Genomic DNA, 21,054 nt, shown 5'->3' on the forward strand with positions numbered 1-21,054 from the left:
GGAATTGCGACTTCGGCTTTTGCCTTTGAAAATTTGAATTTGATCTTTCTTCTCCCGGCTACCCGGCGGGACAAGAAGGCGCAGGCAATGCTTGAAGCGGATGGGCATGGGGGCAGCGCAGAACCGTTGGCGCCATGGATGGCGCCATCGAGCTACATGGACGTATTTACAGCGTGTTCTGCGCTGCCCCCATGCCCATTCGCCCTCGGTACTGCCACCGCGTGCTTTATCACCCGGTAGCCCGCAACAAAAAAGGACGGCGCGTCAGCGCCGTCCCTCGATAGCCTCCGCGCAGCGGGAAGCACCCTCGATGTCAGCTGGGATCAGCCGGCGCGACCACCGCCGCCACCCTGGCCACGACCACGGCCGCCACCATTGCCACCACCGCCACGGCGCTGGCCCTGGCCGGCACCTGCACGCTGCTGGCCATTGCCACCGCCTTCGCGGCGGCCACCGCCGGCCTTCTTCGGGCCTGCGTGCGCGTGGCGCGGCGCATCACCGTGCGGACGGCGCGCATGGCTCTTGCGCGGTGCGCGCTCGCCGGTATCGTGCTCGGCCTTGCCCGGCGCACTGTTGCCCCAGCGGATCGGCACCTGCAGCTCGAAGCCCGGCACATCGCGGATGTCCATGTCGCGGCCCAGCAGGCGCACGATCGCACGCAGCAGCTTCACTTCATCCTGTGCCACCAGCGAAATCGCCTGGCCGGTCGCGCCGTTGCGGCCGGTACGGCCGATGCGGTGCACGTAGTCCTCGGCCACCATCGGCAGGTCGAAGTTGATCACCTTCGGCAGCTCGTTGATGTCGATGCCGCGCGCAGCGATATCGGTCGCCACCAGCACGGTCACGCGGCCGGCCTTGAAGTCACCCAGTGCACGCAGGCGCTGCCCCTGGCTCTTGTTGCCGTGGATCGCCGCGGTCTTGATGCCCGACTTTTCCAGGAACGAGGCCAGTTTGTCGCTGCCATGCTTGGTGCGGGCGAACACCAGGGTCTGCTCGCGGCTGTCCTGCGCCAGCAGGTGCAGCAGCAGGTCGCGCTTGCGACCGGCATCGACCGGGTGCACGCGGTGGGTGATGGTTTCGGCCACGGTGTTCTTCGGCGTCACCTGGATCTGTTCCGGGTTGCGCATGAACTCCAGCGCCAGCTGGCGGATGTTGTCCTCGAAGGTGGCCGAGAACAGCAGGGTCTGCCGGTTCTGCTTCGGCAGCTTGGCCAGGATGCGCTTGATCGACGGCAGGAAGCCCATGTCGAGCATGCGGTCGGCTTCGTCCAGCACCAGCAGTTCAATGCCGGACAGGTCGATGCTGCGACGCTCCAGGTGGTCGATCAGGCGGCCCGGGCAGGCCACCAGCAGGTCCACGCCACGGCGCAGGATGTCCAGCTGGTTGCCCATGCCGACGCCGCCGTAGATACAGGCGCTGGGAATGCGCAGGTACTTGCTGTAGCCGCGCAGGCTGTCGTGCACCTGGGTGGCCAGTTCGCGGGTCGGTGCCAGGATCAGCGCGCGCGGCTTGCGTGGGCCGCTGCGCACTTCCTGCGAGGCGGTGCCCAGGTGCTGCAGCAGCGGCAGGCCGAAGGCGGCGGTCTTGCCGGTGCCGGTCTGTGCGCCGGCCAGCAGGTCACGACCGGCCAGTGCCAGCGGGATCGCCTGCTGCTGGATCGGGGTCGGGTTTTCGTAGCCCTGCTCGGCAAGCGCACGCAGCAGGAAGGGCGCCAGGCCCAGCGATTCAAAAGACATTGAGTTTGCTCCAAGTACAAGAAACGCCTGTCCGAACGGACAGACGGGGGCAGATCAAACTGATCGGCTGACTCGGAGCGTTCCCGTGAACCGCGCTGCGAGAATTGGGTGCAGCCGGCACGAAGCGCAGGCTGGAATGCGTGACGAACGGCGTCGGAGTGGGGGCGGGCGAAGAGGGCGGATCCTGGTCGCCGGCGATCCCGGAGGGAAACGGACGGCCGCTGCAGACCGTGCAAGTCTAAACGATGTTTGAGACTTCACGCAAAAAGACCTGTTCAGGTAGGGGTTCTCTCTGCAGGGCTGCGCCCTGCACCCGCAGAGGCTGAAGCAACGTCAAAGGCCGGGTTCCTGTGGGTAGGCGGGGTGGGTCCGGTGGCAGGGGGCGCTGCAAGTACGTCCATGTAAGCTCGGTCGCCGCATCCATGCGGCTCACGCCCCTGTCACCGGACCCACCCCGCCTTCGACAGTTTTCCGCGATCTGTCGAATCTCATTCGATCAATTTCGGTGTCTGACGGATCTCGACGATGAATGATGTGGATGTTCGATCAGTCATTGGGAACCTGTCGGGGGTGGGGCGGTGTGGGTGGGCAGGACCGTTGGCGCCATGGATGGCGCCATCGAGCCCCCACGGATGGGTTTACGGCGTGTCCTGTCCACTCACACGTCCCCGCCATCCCACGGAATGCAGGCTTTTGACGTTGCCGTTGCTTCTGCAGGTGCAGGGCTGCAAGCCCTGCCGAACCCCCCACTACGGTAGGGTGGGCCGATGCCGCGCTGCAGCTTGGCGCCGCCGCAGATTTGATTACACTTGAAACTTGTTTGCCCACGACTCCGGACACCCACCCATGAAGCTTGGTTCTTTGAAGGAAGGCGGCCGCGACGGCACCCTGATCGTCGTCTCGCGTGACCTGCGCCACGGCGTGCGCGCCACCGGCATTGCCGCCACCCTGCAGCAGGCTCTGGAAGACTGGAGCCACATCGCGCCGCGCCTGAACGCCCTGTACGAATCGCTCAATGCCGGCGACGCCGACGGCGTGTTCGACCTCGACCCGCAGGCCCTGGCCGCGCCGATGCCGCGCGCCTATGAATTCGTCGACGGCAGTGCCTACCTGCCGCACGTCGAGCGCGTGCGCCGCGCCCGTGGCGCCGAGGTGCCGGAGAGCTTCTACACCGATCCGCTGATGTACCAGGCCACCAGTGCCGGCTTCTACGGCCCGCGCGATGCGGTCAAGGTGGTCAGCGAGGAGTACGGTATCGACCTGGAAGCGGAGATCGTGGTGATCACCGACGACGTGCCGATGGCGGCCACCCCGGAACAGGCTGCGGGCCACATCCAGCTGGTCGGCCTGGTCAACGATGTGTCGCTACGCAACCTGATTCCGGGCGAGCTGGCCAAGGGCTTCGGCTTCCTGCATTCCAAGCCGCGCTCGGCGCTGTCGCCGGTGTTCGTCACCCCCGACGAACTGGGCGCTGCGTGGCAGGACAGCAAGGTGCACCTGCCGCTGCTGACCCACATCAACGGCAAGTGGTTCGGTGCACCGGAAGCGGGCGTGGACATGCAGTTCAATTTCGCCCAGTTGGTCGCGCATGCGGCCAAGACCCGTCCGCTGGGCGCCGGCACCATCGTCGGCTCGGGCACCATCGCCAATGAAGACACCAGCAAGGGTGCCTCGTGCTTCGCCGAGCAGCGCGTGGTCGAAACCCTGCGCGACGGCAAGCCGAGCACGCCGTTCATGTCGTTCGGCGACGTGGTCCGCATCGAGATGCTCGATGCCGCCGGTAACAGCATCTTCGGTGCGATCGAGCAGCGCATCGAACAGGCCGCCAAGCCCTGAGCATGGAGGCGGCCATGGAGATTCCGGTCGACGACGGCATCGTGCTGTACACCTACTGGCGATCCAGCGCCGCCTACCGCGTGCGCATCGGCCTGGAGCTGAAGGGCCTGGCCTGGGAGGCCCGGCCGGTGCATCTGGCGCGCGACGGCGGAGAGCAGCACCTGGACGCCTATCGCGCGCTCAACCCGCAGCAGCAGGTGCCGACCCTGCTGCATGAGGGGCATGTGCTGACCCAGTCGCTGGCGATCCTTGAATACCTGGACGAGCGCTTTCCGCAGGTACCGCTGCTGCCGGCCGACGCCGCCGGCCGCGCGCGGGTGCGGGCACTGGCCCAGCTGGTGGCCTGCGACATCCACCCGATCAACAATCTGCGGGTGATGCAGTACCTGGAACGCAGTCTGCAGCTGCCGGCCGATGCCCGTATGCAGTGGACCCTGCACTGGATGGCCGAGGGCTTCGCGGCAATGGAGGCGATGCTGGCCAACAGCCGCGACACCGGCACCTTCTGCCACGGTGACCGCCCCGGGCTGGCCGACCTCTGCCTGCTGCCGCAGCTGTACAACGCCCATCGTTTCGGCCTGGACCTTGCGCCGTACCCGACCCTTCGCCGCATCGAGGCCGCCTGCCAGGCGCTGGACGCCTTCGACCGCGCGCGCCCGGAAAACCAGCCCGACGCAGCCTGAAAGTAGAGGGACGGAGGGGATCAGGTCGCAAGTGCATTCACGACTTAGTCCCCTCCGTCCCCTTTTTGCAGCAGTTGCGCGAGATCATCGCGGAACAGTGCATAAGCCCGTTCGCGGCGCGCGCCATCGCCTTGCCGCAGCACCCACGCCGGGTGCACGGTGGCGTAGCCGCGGGTGCCTTCCTCCAGCGTGTGCCAGCGTCCACGGTCGCGCGACAGATTGAAATCACGGCCAAATACCGAGGCTGCCGCGGTTGCGCCCAGGCAGACGATGAGCTGCGGCCGCACGCGCGCGATCTCGCCCATCAGCCACGGCCGGCAGGCCTGGATGTGGCGGCTTTCCGGCCGCTTGTGCAGCCTTACCTTGCCGCGCCGCTCATGGTGGAAGTGCTTCACCGCGTTGGTCAGGTACAGCGTGGCGCGATCGATTCCCAGCTCGGCCAATGCGCGGTCCAGCAACTGGCCGGCAGGGCCGGCGAACGGCTGGCCGCGCAGATCCTCGGTATCGCCAGGCTGCTCGCCGATCACCATCACCCGCGCATCGGCCGGCCCCTGGCCGAACACCGTCTGTGTGGCGGTCTCCCACAGCGGGCACTGGCGGCAGGCGCTGGCCTGCTGTCGCAGCGTCTGCAGGCTGGCGGTATCTGGGCGCGCTGCCGCAGCGTCCCCACGCATGGGAATCCTGCGCTGGGGTGCCTGCGCGGGCCGGTCATGCATTTCCTGCACGCGATCGCCCGCATCGCGCACCAGGCGCGGCAGCAGCTGCGCCTCGGGCAGGTGGCGCCAGTATCTGGCCGGCATCTCCTGCATCATCATCCGGGTGTTGAGCCGGGCCGGATTGAAGATGCTGGCGTAATAGGTCTGCCACAGGGCCTCGCGCGCATCCTCGGCCGGGGCGTCCTCGCGGCGTGCGCCGGGGCCGAAGGTCAGCGCCTGTCCATCCCACGCCACGCTGCGCGAAGGAGTGAGGATCGCCCAGCGCATGCCGGTGAAGCGGCGTGCGAAGAACGGCGCGACCCGGTCGACGATGTGGTGCTGTGGCTCGAACCAGGCGATGAACGCATCAGGTTGGCCAGGCACCTCGCGGAAGCGCACGAATGCCTTCATCTTGTGCGTGTCACGGCGGACGGCCTGGGCCAATGTCATCGCACGCAGCACATCGGCATCGGCGGGATTGGTCAGCACCGCGCGTTCGCCATGGGTGATCCGCCACAGCAGCCGGTACAGCAGTGACAGGCGCTGCGGTTCGCCATGGCACAGGCAGGTGTCGGCCAGTTCCAGGAATTCGCGCGGGACGCCGGGAACGCTTGCCTGTGCCGCCACCGGTGCCTGCTGCACCGGCGGCGCATCCAGCAGCGAAGCCTCGCCGCCTTCGAGCCAGTCCAATTGCTCGGGCCGCACGCCCCGCAGCAGCGCATCACGCGCGCCGTCGCGCCAGGCCTGCAGCGACCACGGCGGATCCACCCGCTGCGACCAGCGCGGCGCGTCAGGCTGCCGGCGGTGCATCGAACAGTGATCCCTGGCGCGGCGGCGGGGCCAGTTGTGCTCGCAGCGCGGCCGGGTCATCCAATGCCTTGCGCGGGTGATGGTCGGCCAACAGCACGAACGGTAGCAGTTTGCTCATCGGCGCCTTCAGGCGGGCGATGTCCGCCACGCGCAGGCGCCCGTGCCGGCGCGCCATCAGCACGCGCTCTGCATTGCGCACGCCCAGGCCGGGCACCCGCAGCAGCATTTCCTTCGGTGCACGGTTCAGATCGACCGGGAAGCGTTCGGGATGGCGGATCGCCCAGGCCATCTTCGGATCGATATCCAGATCGAGCATTCCGCCCTGGGTGGTGTCGGTGATCTCGTCCACGCCGTAGCCATAGAAGCGCAACAGCCAGTCGGCCTGGTACAGCCGGTGCTCGCGTTGCAGGGGTGGGGGCTGCAGCGGCAGCTGCCGGCTGGCATCGGGAATCGGGCTGAATGCGGAGTAGTAGACCCGGCGCATCCGGTAACTGCCGTACAGGCTGTCGGCGCTGGCCAGGATCTGCTGGTCGTTGGCCCCGTCCGCGCCGACGATCATCTGCGTGCTCTGCCCGGCCGGGGCGAAACGGGGAGGGCGCGGGCGTGCGCTGCGGCTGGCCGTCGGCGCCACCGCTGCGGGGGCCTTGCGCGCCTCCTTGGCTTCCTCGATGCGCCAACGCAGTTCGCCCATCGCGCCGCGTATCGATTGCACCGTCTTCTCCGGCGCCAAGGCACTCAGCCCGGCTTCGGTGGGCAGTTCGACGTTGATCGACAGGCGGTCGGCGTAACGCCCGGCGCTGGCCAGCAGTTCCGGCGAGGCCTCGGGAATGGTCTTGAGGTGGATGTAGCCGGCGTAGCGGTGTTCTTCGCGCAGTTGCCGGGCCACCTCCACCATCTGCTCCATGGTGTAGTCCGCATTGCGGATGATGCCGCTGGAGAGGAACAGGCCCTCGATGTAGTTGCGCTTGTAGAAGTCCAGGGTGAGCGTGACCACCTCGTCCACGCTGAAGCGCGCGCGTGGCACATTGCTGGACACGCGATTGACGCAATAGGCGCAGTCGTAGACGCAGAAGTTGGTCAGCAGGATCTTCAGCAGCGATACGCAGCGGCCATCGGGCGTATAGCTGTGGCAGATGCCCATGCCCTCGGTGCTGCCGATACCGCCGCTGGCGCGCGAATCGCGCTTGCCCGAGCCGCTGGAGGCGCAGGAGGCGTCGTATTTGGCGGCATCGGCCAGAATGGCCAGCTTGCGGATGGTTTCCATTGAGGAAACCTACGGATGAGGGGTCTCATTGGATGAGACGGCCCCTGAATTCTTCAGGAAAAGGGGACGGAGGGGATCAAGTCGTAAGTGCATATACGACTTAATCCCCTCCGTCCCCCTTTTCGTGCGGTCAGAAGCCGTGGGTGATGCTGGGGGCGCCGGCCGAGAAATCTGCGTACGGGTCATGCTCGCCGCTGCTGCCTTCGGACAGGCGGAACTTCAGCGCCAGGCCATCGCGCGAGTCGGCCGCGCGCAGCGCTTCCTCCTGTTCGATGGTGCCGGCCTTGGCCAGCCGGAACAGGCACTGGTCGAAACTCTCCATGCCCTCTTCCAGCGATGCTTCCATCGCCGCCTTGATCTCGTGCACCTGGCCGCGACGCAGCAGGTCGCGGATCATCGGCGTGTTGAGCAGTACTTCGGTGGCCGGCAGGCGACGGCCTTCCTTGTTCTTCACCAGGCGCTGGCTGATCACCGCACGCAGGTTCAGCGCCAGGTTCATCAGCACGTTCTTGTGCGCGCTTTCCGGGAAGAAGTTGAGGATGCGCTCGATGGTCTGGTCGGCGTTGTTGGAGTGCAGGGTGGCCAGGCACAGGTGGCCGGTTTCGGCGAAGGCGATCGCCGCTTCCATCGTCTCTGCGTCCAGGATCTCGCCGATCAGGATCACGTCCGGCGCCTCACGCATCGCGTTTTTCAGCGCGTTGTGGAAGGCATGGGTATCCAGCCCGACCTCGCGCTGGTTGACGATCGACATCTTGTGCTTGTGCAGGTATTCGATCGGGTCTTCGATGGTGAGGATGTGACCGGTGGTGGTGCTGTTGCGGTGGTCGATCATCGACGCCAGCGAGGTGGACTTGCCGGAACCGGTGGACCCCACCACCAGTACCAGCCCGCGCGGGGTCATGATGACGTCCTTCAGCACCTGCGGCAGGTTCAGCTCCTCGATGCTCGGAATCCGGCTGCGGATGGCACGGATGACCATGCCCACTTCGCCGCGCTGCTTGAACACATTGACGCGGAAGCGACCGGCATCGGGCAGGGCGATGGCCATGTTGAGTTCCAGCTCGCGCTCGAACTGCGGCACCTGGCCTTCGTCCATCAGCGAGTAGGCGATCTTCTTGACCATGCCCGGCGGCAGGCCGGTGTTGCCCAGCGGATAGAGCTTCCCCTCGATCTTGATGTAGACCGGTGCCCCGGTGGTCAGAAACATGTCCGAAGCGTTCTTTTCGGTCATCAGCTTCAGGAAGTAGCCGATATCCATTGCGAATTTTCCCCAACGAAACGGCCGACGCCCGTTGCCAGCACGGTGTCGGCTTGACGACAATGGCCGTGAACCGACAACCGGTACGGCCTCCCCAATGAAACGACTTAGCTTCGCACGAATGCGCCACAGCCTGTATGTGATGGCGTTTGCATTCGCACTGTCTGCCCCCGCCTGGGCGCAGGATGGCGCGATGGAACTGGCCCAGGCCCGGCAGGCGGTCGACAAGGCCACCCAGGCCGATGCCGACCAGTACGCCCCGGACCTGATCGGGCTGGCCCGGCAGGGGCTGGAGCAGGCCCAGCGCGCCGCCGGCGACCGCCGCGAGCGCAAGAATGCCCCGGCCATGGCCCTGCGTGCCGCCGCCGATGCCGACCTGGCCCGCGTGCGCAGCGAGGAAGCCACCGTGACCGCGCAGCTGCAGCTGCGCCGCAACGAGGTCAATCAGCTGCAACGCCAGCTGTCGACCGGGGAGGATCGCCGGTGAAGCCGATGACTGCCGCAACCCTGGCCGCGCTGCTGGCGCTGCCGACCCTGGCCGTGGCCGCCGACAACCCGATGGTGGCGCAGCTGAGCCAGCGCCTGATGGCCATCCAGGCCAACCCGGATACCGCTGAGCTGGGCGCCTTCGAGCGCATGCAGGCCCAGCAGGCCATCGCCATCCTGGACAAGGCCAAGCGCCGCGACCAGGAGCTGGCCACCTACCTGGCCGAGCGCCGGGTGGAGATCGCCGAGACGGCGGTGCGTACCGCGCTGGCCGCCCGCGAGGTCGACCGCCTGGAGCGGACCCGCAGCGACCTGCTGATCGAGGCCAGCCGCCGCGATGCCGCGCGTGCCCGCCAGGAAGCCGAACAGCTGCGCATGCAGGCACAGATGCAGGCCGAGGAGGCTGAACGCCTGCGCCAGGCCGCCGAGGCCGAGACCCTGGCCCGCCAGGACGCCGAGAACGCCCTGACCAGCGTCGCCGGCAAGCAGCAGCAGCGCCTCAGCGCCGCCCAGCAGAATGCCGCCAAGCTGGCCCGCGAGGAAGCCGAGCTGGTGTCCGGTCAGAAGCTGCCGGGCTCGAAGTTCGATGGCCGCGGCGAGGTCTTCACCTTCCGTGGCGATGCGTTTGCCGCCGGCGCCTCCAGCCTGTCCGGCGGCGCCCGCAACCAGGCCAAGGCGTTGGCCGAATACCTGAACATCGGCAAGAAGGGCCGCCTGCGCATCGAGGCTTACGACAGTGCCAACGGCGTAGGCCAGAAGCGTGCAGAGGCCCTGCGTGACGCCCTGGTTGCGGCGGGTGTCGCGAGCAACCGGATCCAGCTTGCCGGCAAGAAGGCGGCCTCCACCCAGGCACGTTCGGCCGAGGTCATCATCGCCCCGTAATTGCTTGATATTGTTTGTTTTTCGTTGTGATGAGCATTCAGCCTGAACCCCGCCCCGGCGGGGTTCGGTCTTTTTGACGCAGGGGTCTTGTACCCCGCCTTTAGCAGGCGTAGGGTCAATCGTCCGGGACGCAATGCCGCGGACCGGACGATGGGAGGGCCGGGCCGATGCAAGCAGGGCGCGAACCGCAGCAGATCGACGTGCGCAGGCCAGTGCCGCAGGTCGTTGCATGCGTCCAGGTGGCCATCGACCGGCGCTCCTCCATGAACAACGCCCCGTGCCTTGCGGCTGGGGCGTTCGTGTATCTGTCGAAGGAGGTCCATCATGTTTGAAGATCAGCCCCAGAGCGAGATCGACGCACGTCGCGCGCGTGATCCGGAGTTCAGGGCACTCCATGACCAGCACCGCAAGTTGAACAAGAAGTGCATGGACGCGGAGTTGGGTGTACTCCCGATCGATGATGTCACCCTGGGTCGCATGAAGCGCGAGAAGCTGCTGGCCAAGCAACGACTTCTGCGAATGTACGAAACACCGCTCCCAACGACGTCCCCCACGCTTTGACGCACCCCGTCACGCCCGGAACGGCGTGACCCGGCCATCGATGGCCCCGCCGGGCGCTCCTGCCCCGGCATCGCGGCACCGCCGATGAGGCGGCCGCGCCAAGGCACCACAGGCGGTGGTGCCTTGGCCTGCAGGCACAACTCACCGATGCGGGCGGTACCGGTCTCCTCGTCGATCCGGGGCCGTCCGCATCTCTTTCTGCGGGCTTGCGGCCCGTCTCCGCGCCGACCTGACATTCATCGCCATCCGACGGATAATCATCGGTCCGGCCCCCTGCGGCGCGAACCGAAAGTCCTCCGAATGCCCATTCATTCTTCCGTCCTCGAACTCATCGGCCAGACCCCGATCGTCAAGGCCCAGCGCCTGGACACCGGCGTCTGCGAGCTCTACCTGAAGCTCGAAAGCGCCAACCCGGGCGGATCGATCAAGGATCGCATCGGCCTGTCGATGATCGAGGCGGCGGAGCAGCGTGGCGACCTGAAGCCGGGTGCGACCCTGGTGGAAGGTACCGCCGGCAACACCGGCCTGGGCCTGGCCCTGGTCGCGCAGCAGAAGGGCTACAAGCTGATCCTGGTCGTTCCCGACAAGATGAGCCGCGAGAAGATCTTCAACCTGAAGGCGATGGGCGCCGAAGTGCGCCTGACCCGCTCGGACGTGGCCAAGGGCCATCCGGAGTACTACCAGGACCTGGCCAAGACCATCGCCGAGCAGACCCCGGGCGCCTACTTCATCAACCAGTTCGGCAACCCGGACAACCCGGCCGCGCATGAATTCGGTACCGGCCCGGAGATCCTGGAGCAGATGGGCGGCGACCTCGACGCCATCGTGTTCGGCTGCGGCAGCTCCGGCACCATGACCGGCCTGTCGCGCGCCTTCGCCAAGCTGTCGCCGAAGACCGAGCTGGTGCTGGCCGATCCGGTCGGCTCGATCCTGGCCGAGTACATCAACGACGGCAATCTGAACGACAAGTCGGGCAGCTGGCTGGTGGAAGGCATCGGCGAGGACTTCCTGCCGTCGATCTCCGACTTCAGCCGCGTCAAGAAGGCCTATGCCATCAGCGACGCCGAGAGCTTCCACACCGCGCGCGAACTGCTGGGCAAGGAAGGTATCCTCGGTGGCTCGTCCACTGGCACCCTGCTGGCCGCTGCGCTGAAGTACTGCAAGGAGCAGACCGCGCCGAAGAAGGTGCTGGTGCTGGTGTGCGATACCGGCAACAAGTACCTGTCGAAGATGTACAACGACTACTGGATGCTGGACAACGGCTTCCTGGAGCGCCCGCAGCACGGCGACCTGCGCGACCTGATCCTGCGCCCGTATGGCCAGCGCGACACTGTCGTGATCGGACCGAACGACCTGCTGACCACCGCCTACCAGCGCATGAAGCTGTACGACGTGTCGCAGCTGCCGGTGATGGACGGTGACCAGCTGGTCGGCATCGTCGACGAAAGCGACGTGCTGCTGCATGTCTATGGTGACGAAGCACGCTTCCGCGACACCGTCGCCACGGCGATGGTCAGCAAGCTGGACCGGCTGGACGTGAAGTCGCCGATCGAGGCGCTGCTGCCGGTGTTCGACCGCGGCCAGGTGGCGATCGTGATGGACGGCAATGCCTTCCTGGGCCTGATCACCCGTATCGACCTGCTGAACTATCTGCGCCGTCGCGTGCAGTAAGCCGTTGATCGCAGACGTTCGCTGCTGAATCCCGGTTTATCCGCGTCAAAGGTCGTTAAGGCCGCGCTGATAGACTTCCGCACCTTCGACGGCGCCGAGCTTCGGCGCCCCTCAGGAAAGAACATGTCCAACGCTACTTCCCAGGATCGCGCCCTGGCCCTGGCCACGCTGGCCATCCACGGCGGCCAGTCGCCCGACCCCAGCACCGGCGCGGTGATGCCGCCGATCTACGCCACCTCGACCTATGCGCAGTCCAGCCCGGGCGCGCACCAGGGCTTCGAGTACTCGCGTACCCACAACCCGACCCGCTTCGCCTACGAGCGCTGCGTGGCGTCGCTGGAAGGCGGCACCCGCGGTTTTGCCTTCGCTTCGGGCATGGCGGCCAGCTCGACCGTGATCGAGCTGCTGGACGCCGGCAGCCACGTGGTGGCGATGGATGACATCTACGGCGGCAGCTTCCGCCTGTTCGAGCGCGTGCGCCGCCGCACCGCCGGGCTGGATTTCAGCTTCGTCGACCTGACCGACCTGGCTGCGTTTGAAGCGTCCATCACGCCGAAGACGAAGATGGTGTGGATCGAGACCCCGACCAACCCGATGCTGAAGATCGTGGACATCGCCGCTGTGGCCGCCATTGCCAAGCGCCATGGCCTGATCGTGGTGGTCGACAACACCTTCGCCTCGCCGATGCTGCAGCGCCCGCTGGAGCTGGGCGCGGACCTGGTCCTGCATTCGGCCACCAAGTACCTCAACGGCCACTCGGACATGGTCGGCGGCATGGTGGTGGTTGGCGACAACGCCGAACTGGCCGAGCAGATGGCTTTCCTGCAGAACTCGGTGGGTGGCGTGCAGGGCCCGTTCGACAGCTTCCTGGCCCTGCGCGGCCTGAAGACCCTGCCGCTGCGCATGAAGGCGCACTGCGCCAACGCGCTGGCCCTGGCCCAGTGGCTGGAAAAGCACCCGGCGGTGGAGAAGGTGATCTACCCGGGCCTGTCGTCGCACCCGCAGCATGAACTGGCCGGCAAGCAGATGGCTGGTTACGGCGGCATCGTCTCGATCGTGCTCAAGGGCGGGTTCGAGGCGGCCAAGCGCTTCTGCGAGAAGACCGAGCTGTTCACCCTGGCCGAGTCGCTGGGCGGCGTGGAAAGCCTGGTGAACCACCCGGCGGTGATGACGCATGCCTCGATTCCGGTCGCGCGCCGCGAGCAGCTGGGCATCAGCGATGCGCTGGTGCGGCTGAGCGTGGGTGTTGAGGATCTGGGGGATCTGCAGGTGGATCTGGAGAGGGCGCTGGTGTGAACGAACTTCTTCTGGAAACTGCTACACCCCGTTGTTCCGTTCAAGTCGGCCGCGCGAACCCAATACGAATTCATGACTGACATGCATACCCAATCAGCAGGGCCCGGCGCTCTTCTGGCCTCGTTGGCAAAACACGGTTCGTTGATCTATCAATTGGCCAAGCGTGAAGTCATCGCCCGATATCGTGGTTCTTTGGCTGGAGTTGCGTGGTCGTTCTTCAATCCGCTATTGATGCTCGCGGTCTATACGCTGGTGTTTTCCTCGATATTCAAGGTCCGCTGGGCAGGTGGTGCGGCGCAATCCACGGGTGAGTTTGCCCTGATCCTGTTCGTTGGCTTGATGATTCACGGGTTCTTCGCCGATTGCATCAATCGCGCGCCGTCCCTGATCCTGTCCAATGTCAGCTACGTGAAAAAGGTTGTCTTCCCGCTGGAAATCCTTCCATGGGTTTCCGTTGCCTCGGCGCTTTTCCACCTTGCAATCAGCGTTGTCGTGCTGTTGGTTGTGCAGTTCGCCATGGTCCAGTATCTGCCCTGGACTGCTCTCCTGCTGCCGTTGCTGCTGCTGCCCCTCCTGCTGATGACGGTGGCATTCACCTATCTCTTCGCCGCCATCGGTGTCTATCTTCGGGACATCGGCCAGCTGACGGTGATGATCACTACGGTGCTCTTCTTCCTGTCTCCCATCGTCTACCCCACCTCGAGCCTGCCGGAGCAGTTCCGCGCCTGGATCCGGTTCAGTCCCATCACCTACCCGGTAGAGCAGGCGCGCAAGCTGCTGATTTTCGGTGAAATTCCGGAGCTCTCAGGGTGGTTCATCACGATGGCGGCTGCGTTGGTACTTTTGAGCGTAGCTTTCTATGTCTACCAGAAAACCCGACGAGGATTTGCAGATGTCCTCTGACGCCAATGCAACGGGCAATGTGCAGGTGCCGCAAGAGCGGCCTGTGGCCATCCACGTGGAGTCGCTCTCCAAGCTTTACCAGATCTATGAGCATCCGCGCGATCGACTGAAACAGTTCATCCTTCCGCGTGTCTCGGGACTTATGGGTCGGGCACGACGTGACTATTTCCGCGAATACTGGGCATTGCGGGACGTCAGCTTTGACGTGCGTCGGGGGGAAGCTGTCGGCATCGTCGGCCGCAACGGCGCGGGAAAATCAACGCTTCTGCAGCTCATCTGCGGGACGCTGACGCCGACGACCGGAAGTGCCCATATCCACGGACGCGTAGCAGCACTGCTTGAGCTGGGTGCTGGCTTCAATCCTGAGTTCACCGGCCGCGAAAACGTCTACATGAGTGCCACCCTGCTGGGCCTCACGCGCCAGGAGATCGACGAACGCTACGAGGACATTCTTGCGTTCGCCGATATCGGTGATTTCGTCAACCAGCCGGTGAAGGTGTACTCAAGCGGCATGTATGTGAGGCTTGCCTTTGCGGTAATTGCCCATGTCGATGCCGACATCATGATCGTAGACGAGGCGCTGGCTGTTGGCGACAGCGTGTTCGTGCAGAAATGCATGCGCTTCCTGCGCTCGTTCCGCGAGCGTGGAACCTTGTTGTTTGTGAGCCACGATACCGGATCGGTCCTGAACTTCTGTGACCGCGCCATCTGGCTGGATAAGGGTCACGTGCGCATGCATGCATCGGCGCAGGATGTTGTGACTGAGTACATCGAGTATTGCGCGCAGGAAGTCTATGGCGAAGCAGTAAAGCTGAAGAGCATCAAGGGCGAGCGACCCAAGGAGCAGGTGGTTCCCGAGCGCAGGGAGGCAAGCCAGGTTGAGGAAGAAACCAAGCTCACATTGTTCTCCAACATCCACAATTCCGATGGTTGGACGTCCGAGGCGGCCCGCATCGAATCGGTCGAGCTGCTGGACCGTGGTCTGAGCCCGCTGAACGTATTCCGTGGCGGCGAACAGGTGACGCTGCGGATACGGGCGTCGGCGGTACGTGCACTCGAAAGCACCATTATCGGTTTCTTCGTCAAGGATCGCCTGGGGCAGTCCCTTTTCGGTGAGCACACCTATACATACGTCCCTCAGCCTTGCTCCATGGCCGCAGGAGAAACGCTGGAAGCCGAGTTCGATTTCACCATTCCGCTTCTGCCTGACGGGGACTACTCGATGACGGTCTCGATCGCGGAAGGCAATCCCTGGGACAATGTCCAGCATCATTGGCTGCACGATGCCGTGCTGATAAAGGTCGCATCGACCAAGCTGCGTTATGGCCTGGTTGGCGTCCCGTTCGAGCGTGTGGCCGTCAAGTCGCTGGGCACCAGCGGGGAGTCCGCATGACCGGTTCCCTTATTCCTGAAACGGTGGTTCACGATCCGCGCATCCAGATCGGTCGGTTCACCTATGGCAGCCCGAACTTCCGCATATGGGCCGAGCATGAATCGATCAGCATTGGTGCGTTCTGTTCCATTGCCGACGAGGTTGCGATCTTTGGCGGCGGTGAGCACAACGCGCAGTGGGTCACGACGTTTCCCTTGCGGATCGCGCTTGGCCACCCGGATGCGCATGCCGACGGTCATCCGGCCACGCGCGGCCCGACCCGCATCGGCAACGACGTCTGGATAGGACATGGCGCCACGATCATGTCAGGAGTGACTGTAGGCAATGGCGCCATCATCGGCGCGAGGGCTGTTGTGGCGAAGGACGTGCCGCCTTTCGCTGTAGTGGTGGGCAATCCGGCCCGAGTGGTGCGTTACCGCTTCGACGATGCCCAGATCCAGGCTCTGCAGCGGATCGAGTGGTGGAACTGGCCGCTTGAAAAGATTTCCGAGATGGTCCCATTGCTCTGCGGTGGGTCCGTAGAGCAGTTCATTGCCAGCGCGCAGAGCAAAGAAGAACAGGAGAACGGACGATGATCGAACTGAACAACTCTGCTTTCATCAGGCCGTTGAAGCTGCCGCCGAGCGCCTGGCACGGGCATATTCCCTTCGCTGGCTGGATAGTCGAGGCACTGCGTCCGGCGATGTTCGTTGAGCTGGGTACCCACTATGGCGCGTCCTATCTCAGCTTCTGCCAGACGATCCAGGAGCTGGGCCTTGGCACGCGCGCGTATGCCGTGGACACGTGGGAGGGCGATGAGCACGCTGCGTTCTATGGAAACTCGGTCTATGCAGGGCTGAGTGAATACCATGATGGAAAGTACAACGATTTCTCCAAGCTGCTGCGCTGCACGTTTGATCAGGCACTGGAAAAGTTCGACGACGGCAGTGTCGATCTGCTGCATATTGATGGCCTGCATACCTACGAGGCGGTACGTCACGACTTTGAAAGCTGGATGCCGAAGCTGTCCGACCGTGCCGTGGTCCTGTTCCATGACACGCAGGAGCGGCAGGGCGATTTCGGGGTCTGGCGCCTGTGGGCTGAGCTCTCTTCCCAGTACCCGTCCTTTGAGTTCAGCCACTCTCATGGGCTGGGTGTCCTGGTGGTCGGTGAGAACGCTCCAGAAGGGGTAAAGAGGCTCGGAACGCTTGATGGCGATCAGCGCAACCTCGTTGCCCATCTGTTCGCAGCGCTGGGCCACGCCGTGGCGCTGGCCTACGCGCGGGACTGGTGGCAGAACGAGGTGCATGTGCTTGGCGGCAAGGTGGCCAACCTTGAGGGCGACCTTGCCTATGTGCGCGCGGAGCACGAGCGCAGCATCGTCACGGTGAACGAGAAAAGCCAACAGTTGCATCACGCCAATGAGCAGCTGGTGGCACTGCAGAGCGCCGCCGAGGACTCCCATGGGCGGCATGAACTGGCAACTGCCATCGCCGCACTGGAGGCGGAACTGGAGAGTGCCGAATCAGAGCGGGAGGTGCTGCGGCTGAAGGTAGATGAGATCTCGCATGAACTCGGCAAGGAGCGTGAGCGGACCATCGCCGCTCAGGTCGAGTGTCGCGCAGCGGTGACGGCATTGGCTGCGCTTGAAGCGGAGCAGGTTTCAGCTCGGGCCACCATGGAAGCGGAGATCGCTCACGAGCGTGAATTGCGCGCTGCGATCATCGCCAGCCTTGAGGCGGAGCGCGCTGCCCACCAGCGTTCGATCGCAGTGCACGAAAGCGAGTCGGCCCAGCGCTTGCGGGAGCGCGAGCAGGGGCTGCTGGAAGTGGGCGTTCGCCGTCAGCGGCTGATCGGCGACATCAAAGACCGCGACGATCTTATTGCTGCGCTGACACGGGATCTGTACCAGGCGCAGCAGCGGTCTGAGACGATTGGCGCCAAAGCAGGGCGCGCCTTTGAGCGGATCTACCAGCGTTGGAATGCTCAGGGAGGCTTGCGCGCGCGCGCGCTGAACTGGGGTATCCGCAAGGCTGAGGCGCGTCATGCCCGTGCATTGGGCCGTCAGCAGCGCTCTGCCGAAGGAATTGCATTGACCCGGCCGCAGGCAGGTTTCAATCCTGCACTGCGTGCGGATTGTCAGGATCTGGCCGACTACATCGCTGTGACCGAGTTGTCTCCGCAGGCATTGGCCGAGCAGGCCTCTGCCGCGCAGGCGTTCAGCTACCGCCCGCGGGTGTCGCTGATCATTCCGATCTACAAGGTTCCGCGCCAAGTACTGGAGGAGACACTGCAGAGTGTCGAACTGCAGACCTACGGTGAGTGGGAAACCTGCCTGGCATGGGCCGATGTGGACGACCTGGAAGGATGGGAATGGTTGAAGCAGCGCTGTGTCTCCGACCCGCGGCACAAGGCGATACTCTTGGCCGCCAACGGCGGTATTTCAGAGAACTCCAATGCCGCTCTCGAACACGCAGAGGGCGAGTTCGTGGCGTTGCTCGATCACGACGATACGATTACGCCCTGGGCGCTGTTCGACATGGTAGCGGCGATGCAGGAAGGGGGCGCCGAAGTCGATTTCCTGTACTCGGACAAGGACTCCATCAACGCTGACGGGACGTGCCGGATGAACGCACTGTTCAAGCCGCAGTGGAGTCCGGAGATGCTGCATTCGGTCAACTATCTGACCCATCTGAACCTCATGCGGACCTCGGTGGTCCGCCAGGCAGGTGCATGGAACAAGGAAACCGATGGCGCCCAGGATTGGGACATTTTCTTCCGCGTGACTTCTGCGGCACGCAGGATCCTGCATGTCCCGTCCATTCACTACCATTGGCGCATCCTGCCGACGTCGACCGCATCCGGGCTGCAGACCAAGCCGTACGCGATCATGGGCCAGTTGCGCGCGCAGAAGAACTATTTTGCAAGCCGCGGGCTGCCTGCGCAGGTGAAGCGAACCGATCAGGGGTTGTTCCACATCTCCTGGCCGCCGCTTGCATCGGCTTCCGAGGTGGTTGTCATCCAGACCGGCACCACGCAACAGCTCGTGCATACGCTGAACCTTCTTCTGGTCTCCGACCTTTCCAGCATCAAGCACATTCATGCTGTTCACGTGGGTGAGGCGAGTGCCGAACTGCAGGCATTTGCGAATCTGCCCGACAGCCGGTTCGTGCTCCGCCGGCAGGATGCGTTTAGCTGGTTGGCCGTGGCCGATTGGCTGGATGCTGCATCGGCGGGCGTCGTGATGATTGATGGCCGGGCTGTAGGCTTGTCGGAAGGATTGCTGAATGAACTGCTGGGATGGGTCCACCACCATCCGGATATCGCCTGGACCTCCGCGTTGGCGGTCCGCGAGGACGGTCGAGTGGAAGAGGCTGGGCGGGTTGTCGCCGCTGACGGCAGCAGTGCGCCACTGTTTCACGGCGCACATCCGCACGAGTATGGCTGGTTTGGCGGTGCGCAGTGGTACCGAAACATGCGGGCTGCTTCACCGTTCGCGATTGCGTTTAAGATGACGAAGTTCCAAACTGTGTCACGTTTTCCTTGCGGAGACGTGGAAATGCAGCAGGCATTCACGCGTATCTGCACTGGGAGCATCGAATCGGGCGGCGGAAGAGGCTTGATCGATCCCTTTGCTGTGGTCTACATGCCTTCTGGCGCGCAGGCTGCCTGGTCTAACGACGGCGAAAAGTATCGAGCTGACCCGTACTTCAATCCGGCGTTCCGGCAAGTCAGTCCCCTGAGGCTCAACAAATGAAAAGAAGGATTCTTTCGGCCGTTCGCGCACTCCGTGGTGATCGTGTCGTCCCCGCCAATGCTTCCATCTGGGCGGGCTACACCAGCGATGCATTGGCCCTGGCCCAGATCATCGATCTCGATGTGGCAAGTCTGTCGCAACAGCAGCAGCACCCCGAGCGGGTTGCTGCCGACCCTGCCCAACGGGTCTGTGCCTGGTATCTGCCTTACTTCGACAATCCATTCTATGGCGGGGTGATGACTATTCTCCGCCTGGCCGAGAGTCTGCACCGCAGCTCGGGGATGAAGCAGCGATTCCTGATCTGCGGCCAGGCCGATCCTGTGGCCATGCAGGAAAGCCTGGGCAAGGCATTCCCGGGGCTGGCGAATTCGGAAGTGATCGTGCTCGACAGTGGCGAGAAGATCGCCCAGATACCGCCTTCGGACTATTCTGTGGCGACCCTGTGGACCACCGCCTATGTGCTGGTGGGTGTGCAGAACACCGGGTTGAAGTTCTACATGATGCAGGACTTCGAACCGGCCTTCTATCCGGCGGGCAGCACTTACGCACAGGCTGAATTCACCTACAGCTTCGGTTTCCTGGGCATCTGCAACACGCAGACCCTCAAGGAAATCTACGAGCAGCAGTACGGTGGTTCTGCGGTGCTGCTGCAGCCAAGCGTGGATACGACGGTGTTCCATCCGGGCGCGGGTGAGCGCGACGACCACGCATCAGTGAAGCGCCTGTTCTACTACGCGCGCCCGGGCACGCCCCGCAACGCGTTCGAACTTGCTGCTGCTGCGCTGCGCAAGGTGAAGGCGCGAATGGGCGATCGCGTGCAGATCATCTGTGCGGGTACGGGCTGGGATCCGGCTGAATTCGATCTGGTTGGGGTGGTGGAAAGCGTGGGCCTTCTGCCCTATCGTGAGACCGGTAACCTCTACCGCAGTTGCCATGCGGGCTTCGTCATGATGATGACGAAGCATCCCTCGTATCTGCCGTTCGAGTTGATGGCCTGCGGTACTACCGTGGTTACCAACCACAACGAGGCCAACACGTGGCTGTTGCGCGATGGCAGCAATTGCCTGCTTTCACCGCCCACCGCAAACTGCCTGGCGCAGACGCTGGTCTACGCTCTGGAGAACCATGCGAACCTCGAGGGAATGCGCAGGACTGCCGCGGAAGAAATGAAGGCGCGCTCGGGCTGGGATGAAAGCCTTGCCCGCGTTGCCAGCTTCATGAACGCGCCGGTCTTCGCGCCGCCTGCTGCATCGATCGGTAGTCAGTTCCACGCGTTGGCAAATCGCTGAGTTGATCGATTCAAGTGCTTTCGAAAAACACTATCCAAAGGGGAACAGGTTCGATGAATCAGATTAGGAATGGAGTTGTTGTTCTGGCTATCGCGCTGGGTCTTGCCGCATGCGGCAAGTCTCCGGCTGAGCGTGCGGCCGCCGAAGGCCAGCCGGCCCCAGCTGCGGAAAATCCGGCTGCGGAGCCTGCGCCGGCAGCTGCCAACCCGGTTGCTGAAAAGTACGAGGGCAAGATCGTGCGCCGCCCTGCCAGTGACGGTGGCAAAGAAGATGGTTGGTTCTTCGTTGAGCAGGGCAAGCGTCGGTGGATCAGCAATGGCGCCTGGCTGGCCGAGCACGGCCGTAGTCCGGCCGAAGTAATCGAGATCCCCGCGGCCGAGCTTGCCCAGATTCCAGAGGATCCGAATCCGCTGGGTCAGTAACGGGGCTGCTGCTGTTCTGGGGGCCGGGAGCACGATCTGCTCCCGGCCCCAGCATGCGGTCGTTTGAAAAATCACCGAGGCGGTCGGCCTCGGTTTTTACTATTCGTTTCAGTTCAACAGCGCGGCAGATATG

The 21,054-nt window shown here is 64.2% G+C and carries 17 protein-coding genes; 13 read left to right on the top strand and 4 right to left on the bottom strand.

The genetic code is table 11. The features are described from left to right. Window positions 1–323 precede the first annotated feature (323 nt). A complete protein-coding gene (locus AC5P60_RS10235) occupies window positions 324–1,736 on the bottom strand; it encodes a DEAD/DEAH box helicase (RefSeq protein ID WP_005412154.1) in 1,413 nt (470 codons plus the stop codon). 846 nt (window positions 1,737–2,582) lie between these two features. On the opposite strand from AC5P60_RS10235, the gene AC5P60_RS10240 reads away from it, so the two are divergent. Then, the gene (locus AC5P60_RS10240; protein WP_483693459.1) at window positions 2,583–3,572 is read left to right on the top strand and encodes a fumarylacetoacetate hydrolase family protein; all 990 of its coding nucleotides are present in this window, start codon (window positions 2,583–2,585) and stop codon (window positions 3,570–3,572) included. Between the two features lie 14 nt (window positions 3,573–3,586). Further along, window positions 3,587–4,255 carry a maleylacetoacetate isomerase gene (maiA, locus tag AC5P60_RS10245; RefSeq protein ID WP_049452839.1) on the top strand — a complete coding sequence of 223 codons (669 nt, stop codon included), beginning with the start codon at window positions 3,587–3,589 and terminating at the stop codon, window positions 4,253–4,255. Window positions 4,256–4,299: 44 nt separating this feature from the next. Here the strand turns inward: maiA and AC5P60_RS10250 are convergent, their stop codons facing one another. From AC5P60_RS10250 to AC5P60_RS10260, 3 genes are all read right to left on the bottom strand, one after another. Next, complete coding sequence (locus AC5P60_RS10250; RefSeq protein WP_059036186.1) at window positions 4,300–5,760, bottom strand: UdgX family uracil-DNA binding protein; 1,461 nt, start codon at window positions 5,758–5,760, stop codon at window positions 4,300–4,302. Continuing rightward, window positions 5,741–7,024, bottom strand: coding sequence for a putative DNA modification/repair radical SAM protein (locus AC5P60_RS10255; protein ID WP_024957358.1), 1,284 nt, complete (start codon window positions 7,022–7,024; stop codon window positions 5,741–5,743). Before AC5P60_RS10255 ends, AC5P60_RS10250 begins: the two co-directional genes overlap by 20 nt. A 130-nt stretch (window positions 7,025–7,154) precedes the next feature. Then, window positions 7,155–8,282: a PilT/PilU family type 4a pilus ATPase gene (locus AC5P60_RS10260; protein ID WP_004141526.1), complete on the bottom strand. Its 1,128-nt coding sequence runs from the start codon at window positions 8,280–8,282 to the stop codon at window positions 7,155–7,157. Window positions 8,283–8,403: 121 nt separating this feature from the next. Here AC5P60_RS10260 and AC5P60_RS10265 point away from each other — a divergent pair, with 121 nt between their 5' ends. The 11 genes from AC5P60_RS10265 (at window position 8,404) to AC5P60_RS10315 (ending at window position 20,921) form a co-directional block, all read left to right on the top strand. Continuing rightward, window positions 8,404–8,769 carry a DUF4398 domain-containing protein gene (locus AC5P60_RS10265; RefSeq protein ID WP_005407961.1) on the top strand — a complete coding sequence of 122 codons (366 nt, stop codon included), beginning with the start codon at window positions 8,404–8,406 and terminating at the stop codon, window positions 8,767–8,769. Beyond that, window positions 8,766–9,650, top strand: coding sequence for an OmpA family protein (locus tag AC5P60_RS10270; RefSeq protein ID WP_080240928.1), 885 nt, complete (start codon window positions 8,766–8,768; stop codon window positions 9,648–9,650). Before AC5P60_RS10265 ends, AC5P60_RS10270 begins: the two co-directional genes overlap by 4 nt. Before the next feature lie 324 nt (window positions 9,651–9,974). Next, window positions 9,975–10,211: an HP1242/YdcH family protein gene (locus AC5P60_RS10275; RefSeq protein ID WP_005407964.1), complete on the top strand. Its 237-nt coding sequence runs from the start codon at window positions 9,975–9,977 to the stop codon at window positions 10,209–10,211. A gap of 300 nt (window positions 10,212–10,511) precedes the next feature. Next, window positions 10,512–11,882 carry a pyridoxal-phosphate dependent enzyme gene (locus AC5P60_RS10280; protein WP_483693460.1) on the top strand — a complete coding sequence of 457 codons (1,371 nt, stop codon included), beginning with the start codon at window positions 10,512–10,514 and terminating at the stop codon, window positions 11,880–11,882. Window positions 11,883–12,005: 123 nt separating this feature from the next. Next, window positions 12,006–13,178, top strand: coding sequence for a cystathionine gamma-synthase (locus AC5P60_RS10285; protein WP_495201737.1), 1,173 nt, complete (start codon window positions 12,006–12,008; stop codon window positions 13,176–13,178). A gap of 72 nt (window positions 13,179–13,250) precedes the next feature. Beyond that, window positions 13,251–14,081: an ABC transporter permease gene (locus AC5P60_RS10290; RefSeq protein ID WP_080240930.1), complete on the top strand. Its 831-nt coding sequence runs from the start codon at window positions 13,251–13,253 to the stop codon at window positions 14,079–14,081. Then, entirely contained in the window at window positions 14,071–15,474 is a 1,404-nt protein-coding gene (locus tag AC5P60_RS10295) for an ABC transporter ATP-binding protein (RefSeq protein ID WP_049397550.1), read from the top strand. The genes AC5P60_RS10290 and AC5P60_RS10295 overlap by 11 nt, the downstream gene beginning before the upstream one ends. Then, on the top strand, window positions 15,471–16,049 hold the full coding sequence (locus AC5P60_RS10300; protein ID WP_033835933.1) for a CatB-related O-acetyltransferase: 579 nt from the start codon (window positions 15,471–15,473) through the stop codon (window positions 16,047–16,049). The genes AC5P60_RS10295 and AC5P60_RS10300 overlap by 4 nt, the downstream gene beginning before the upstream one ends. Beyond that, a complete protein-coding gene (locus AC5P60_RS10305) occupies window positions 16,046–19,210 on the top strand; it encodes a class I SAM-dependent methyltransferase (protein ID WP_495201738.1) in 3,165 nt (1,054 codons plus the stop codon). Before AC5P60_RS10300 ends, AC5P60_RS10305 begins: the two co-directional genes overlap by 4 nt. Then, window positions 19,207–20,499, top strand: coding sequence for a glycosyltransferase family 4 protein (locus AC5P60_RS10310; protein WP_483693464.1), 1,293 nt, complete (start codon window positions 19,207–19,209; stop codon window positions 20,497–20,499). The genes AC5P60_RS10305 and AC5P60_RS10310 overlap by 4 nt, the downstream gene beginning before the upstream one ends. 53 nt (window positions 20,500–20,552) lie before the next feature. Next, window positions 20,553–20,921 (top strand): hypothetical protein, encoded by a 369-nt coding sequence (locus AC5P60_RS10315; RefSeq protein ID WP_051188019.1) that lies wholly within the window; start codon window positions 20,553–20,555, stop codon window positions 20,919–20,921. Window positions 20,922–21,054 lie beyond the last annotated feature (133 nt).

The sequence above is a fragment of the Stenotrophomonas sp. YJH_SMC_120 genome (assembly GCF_059368675.1).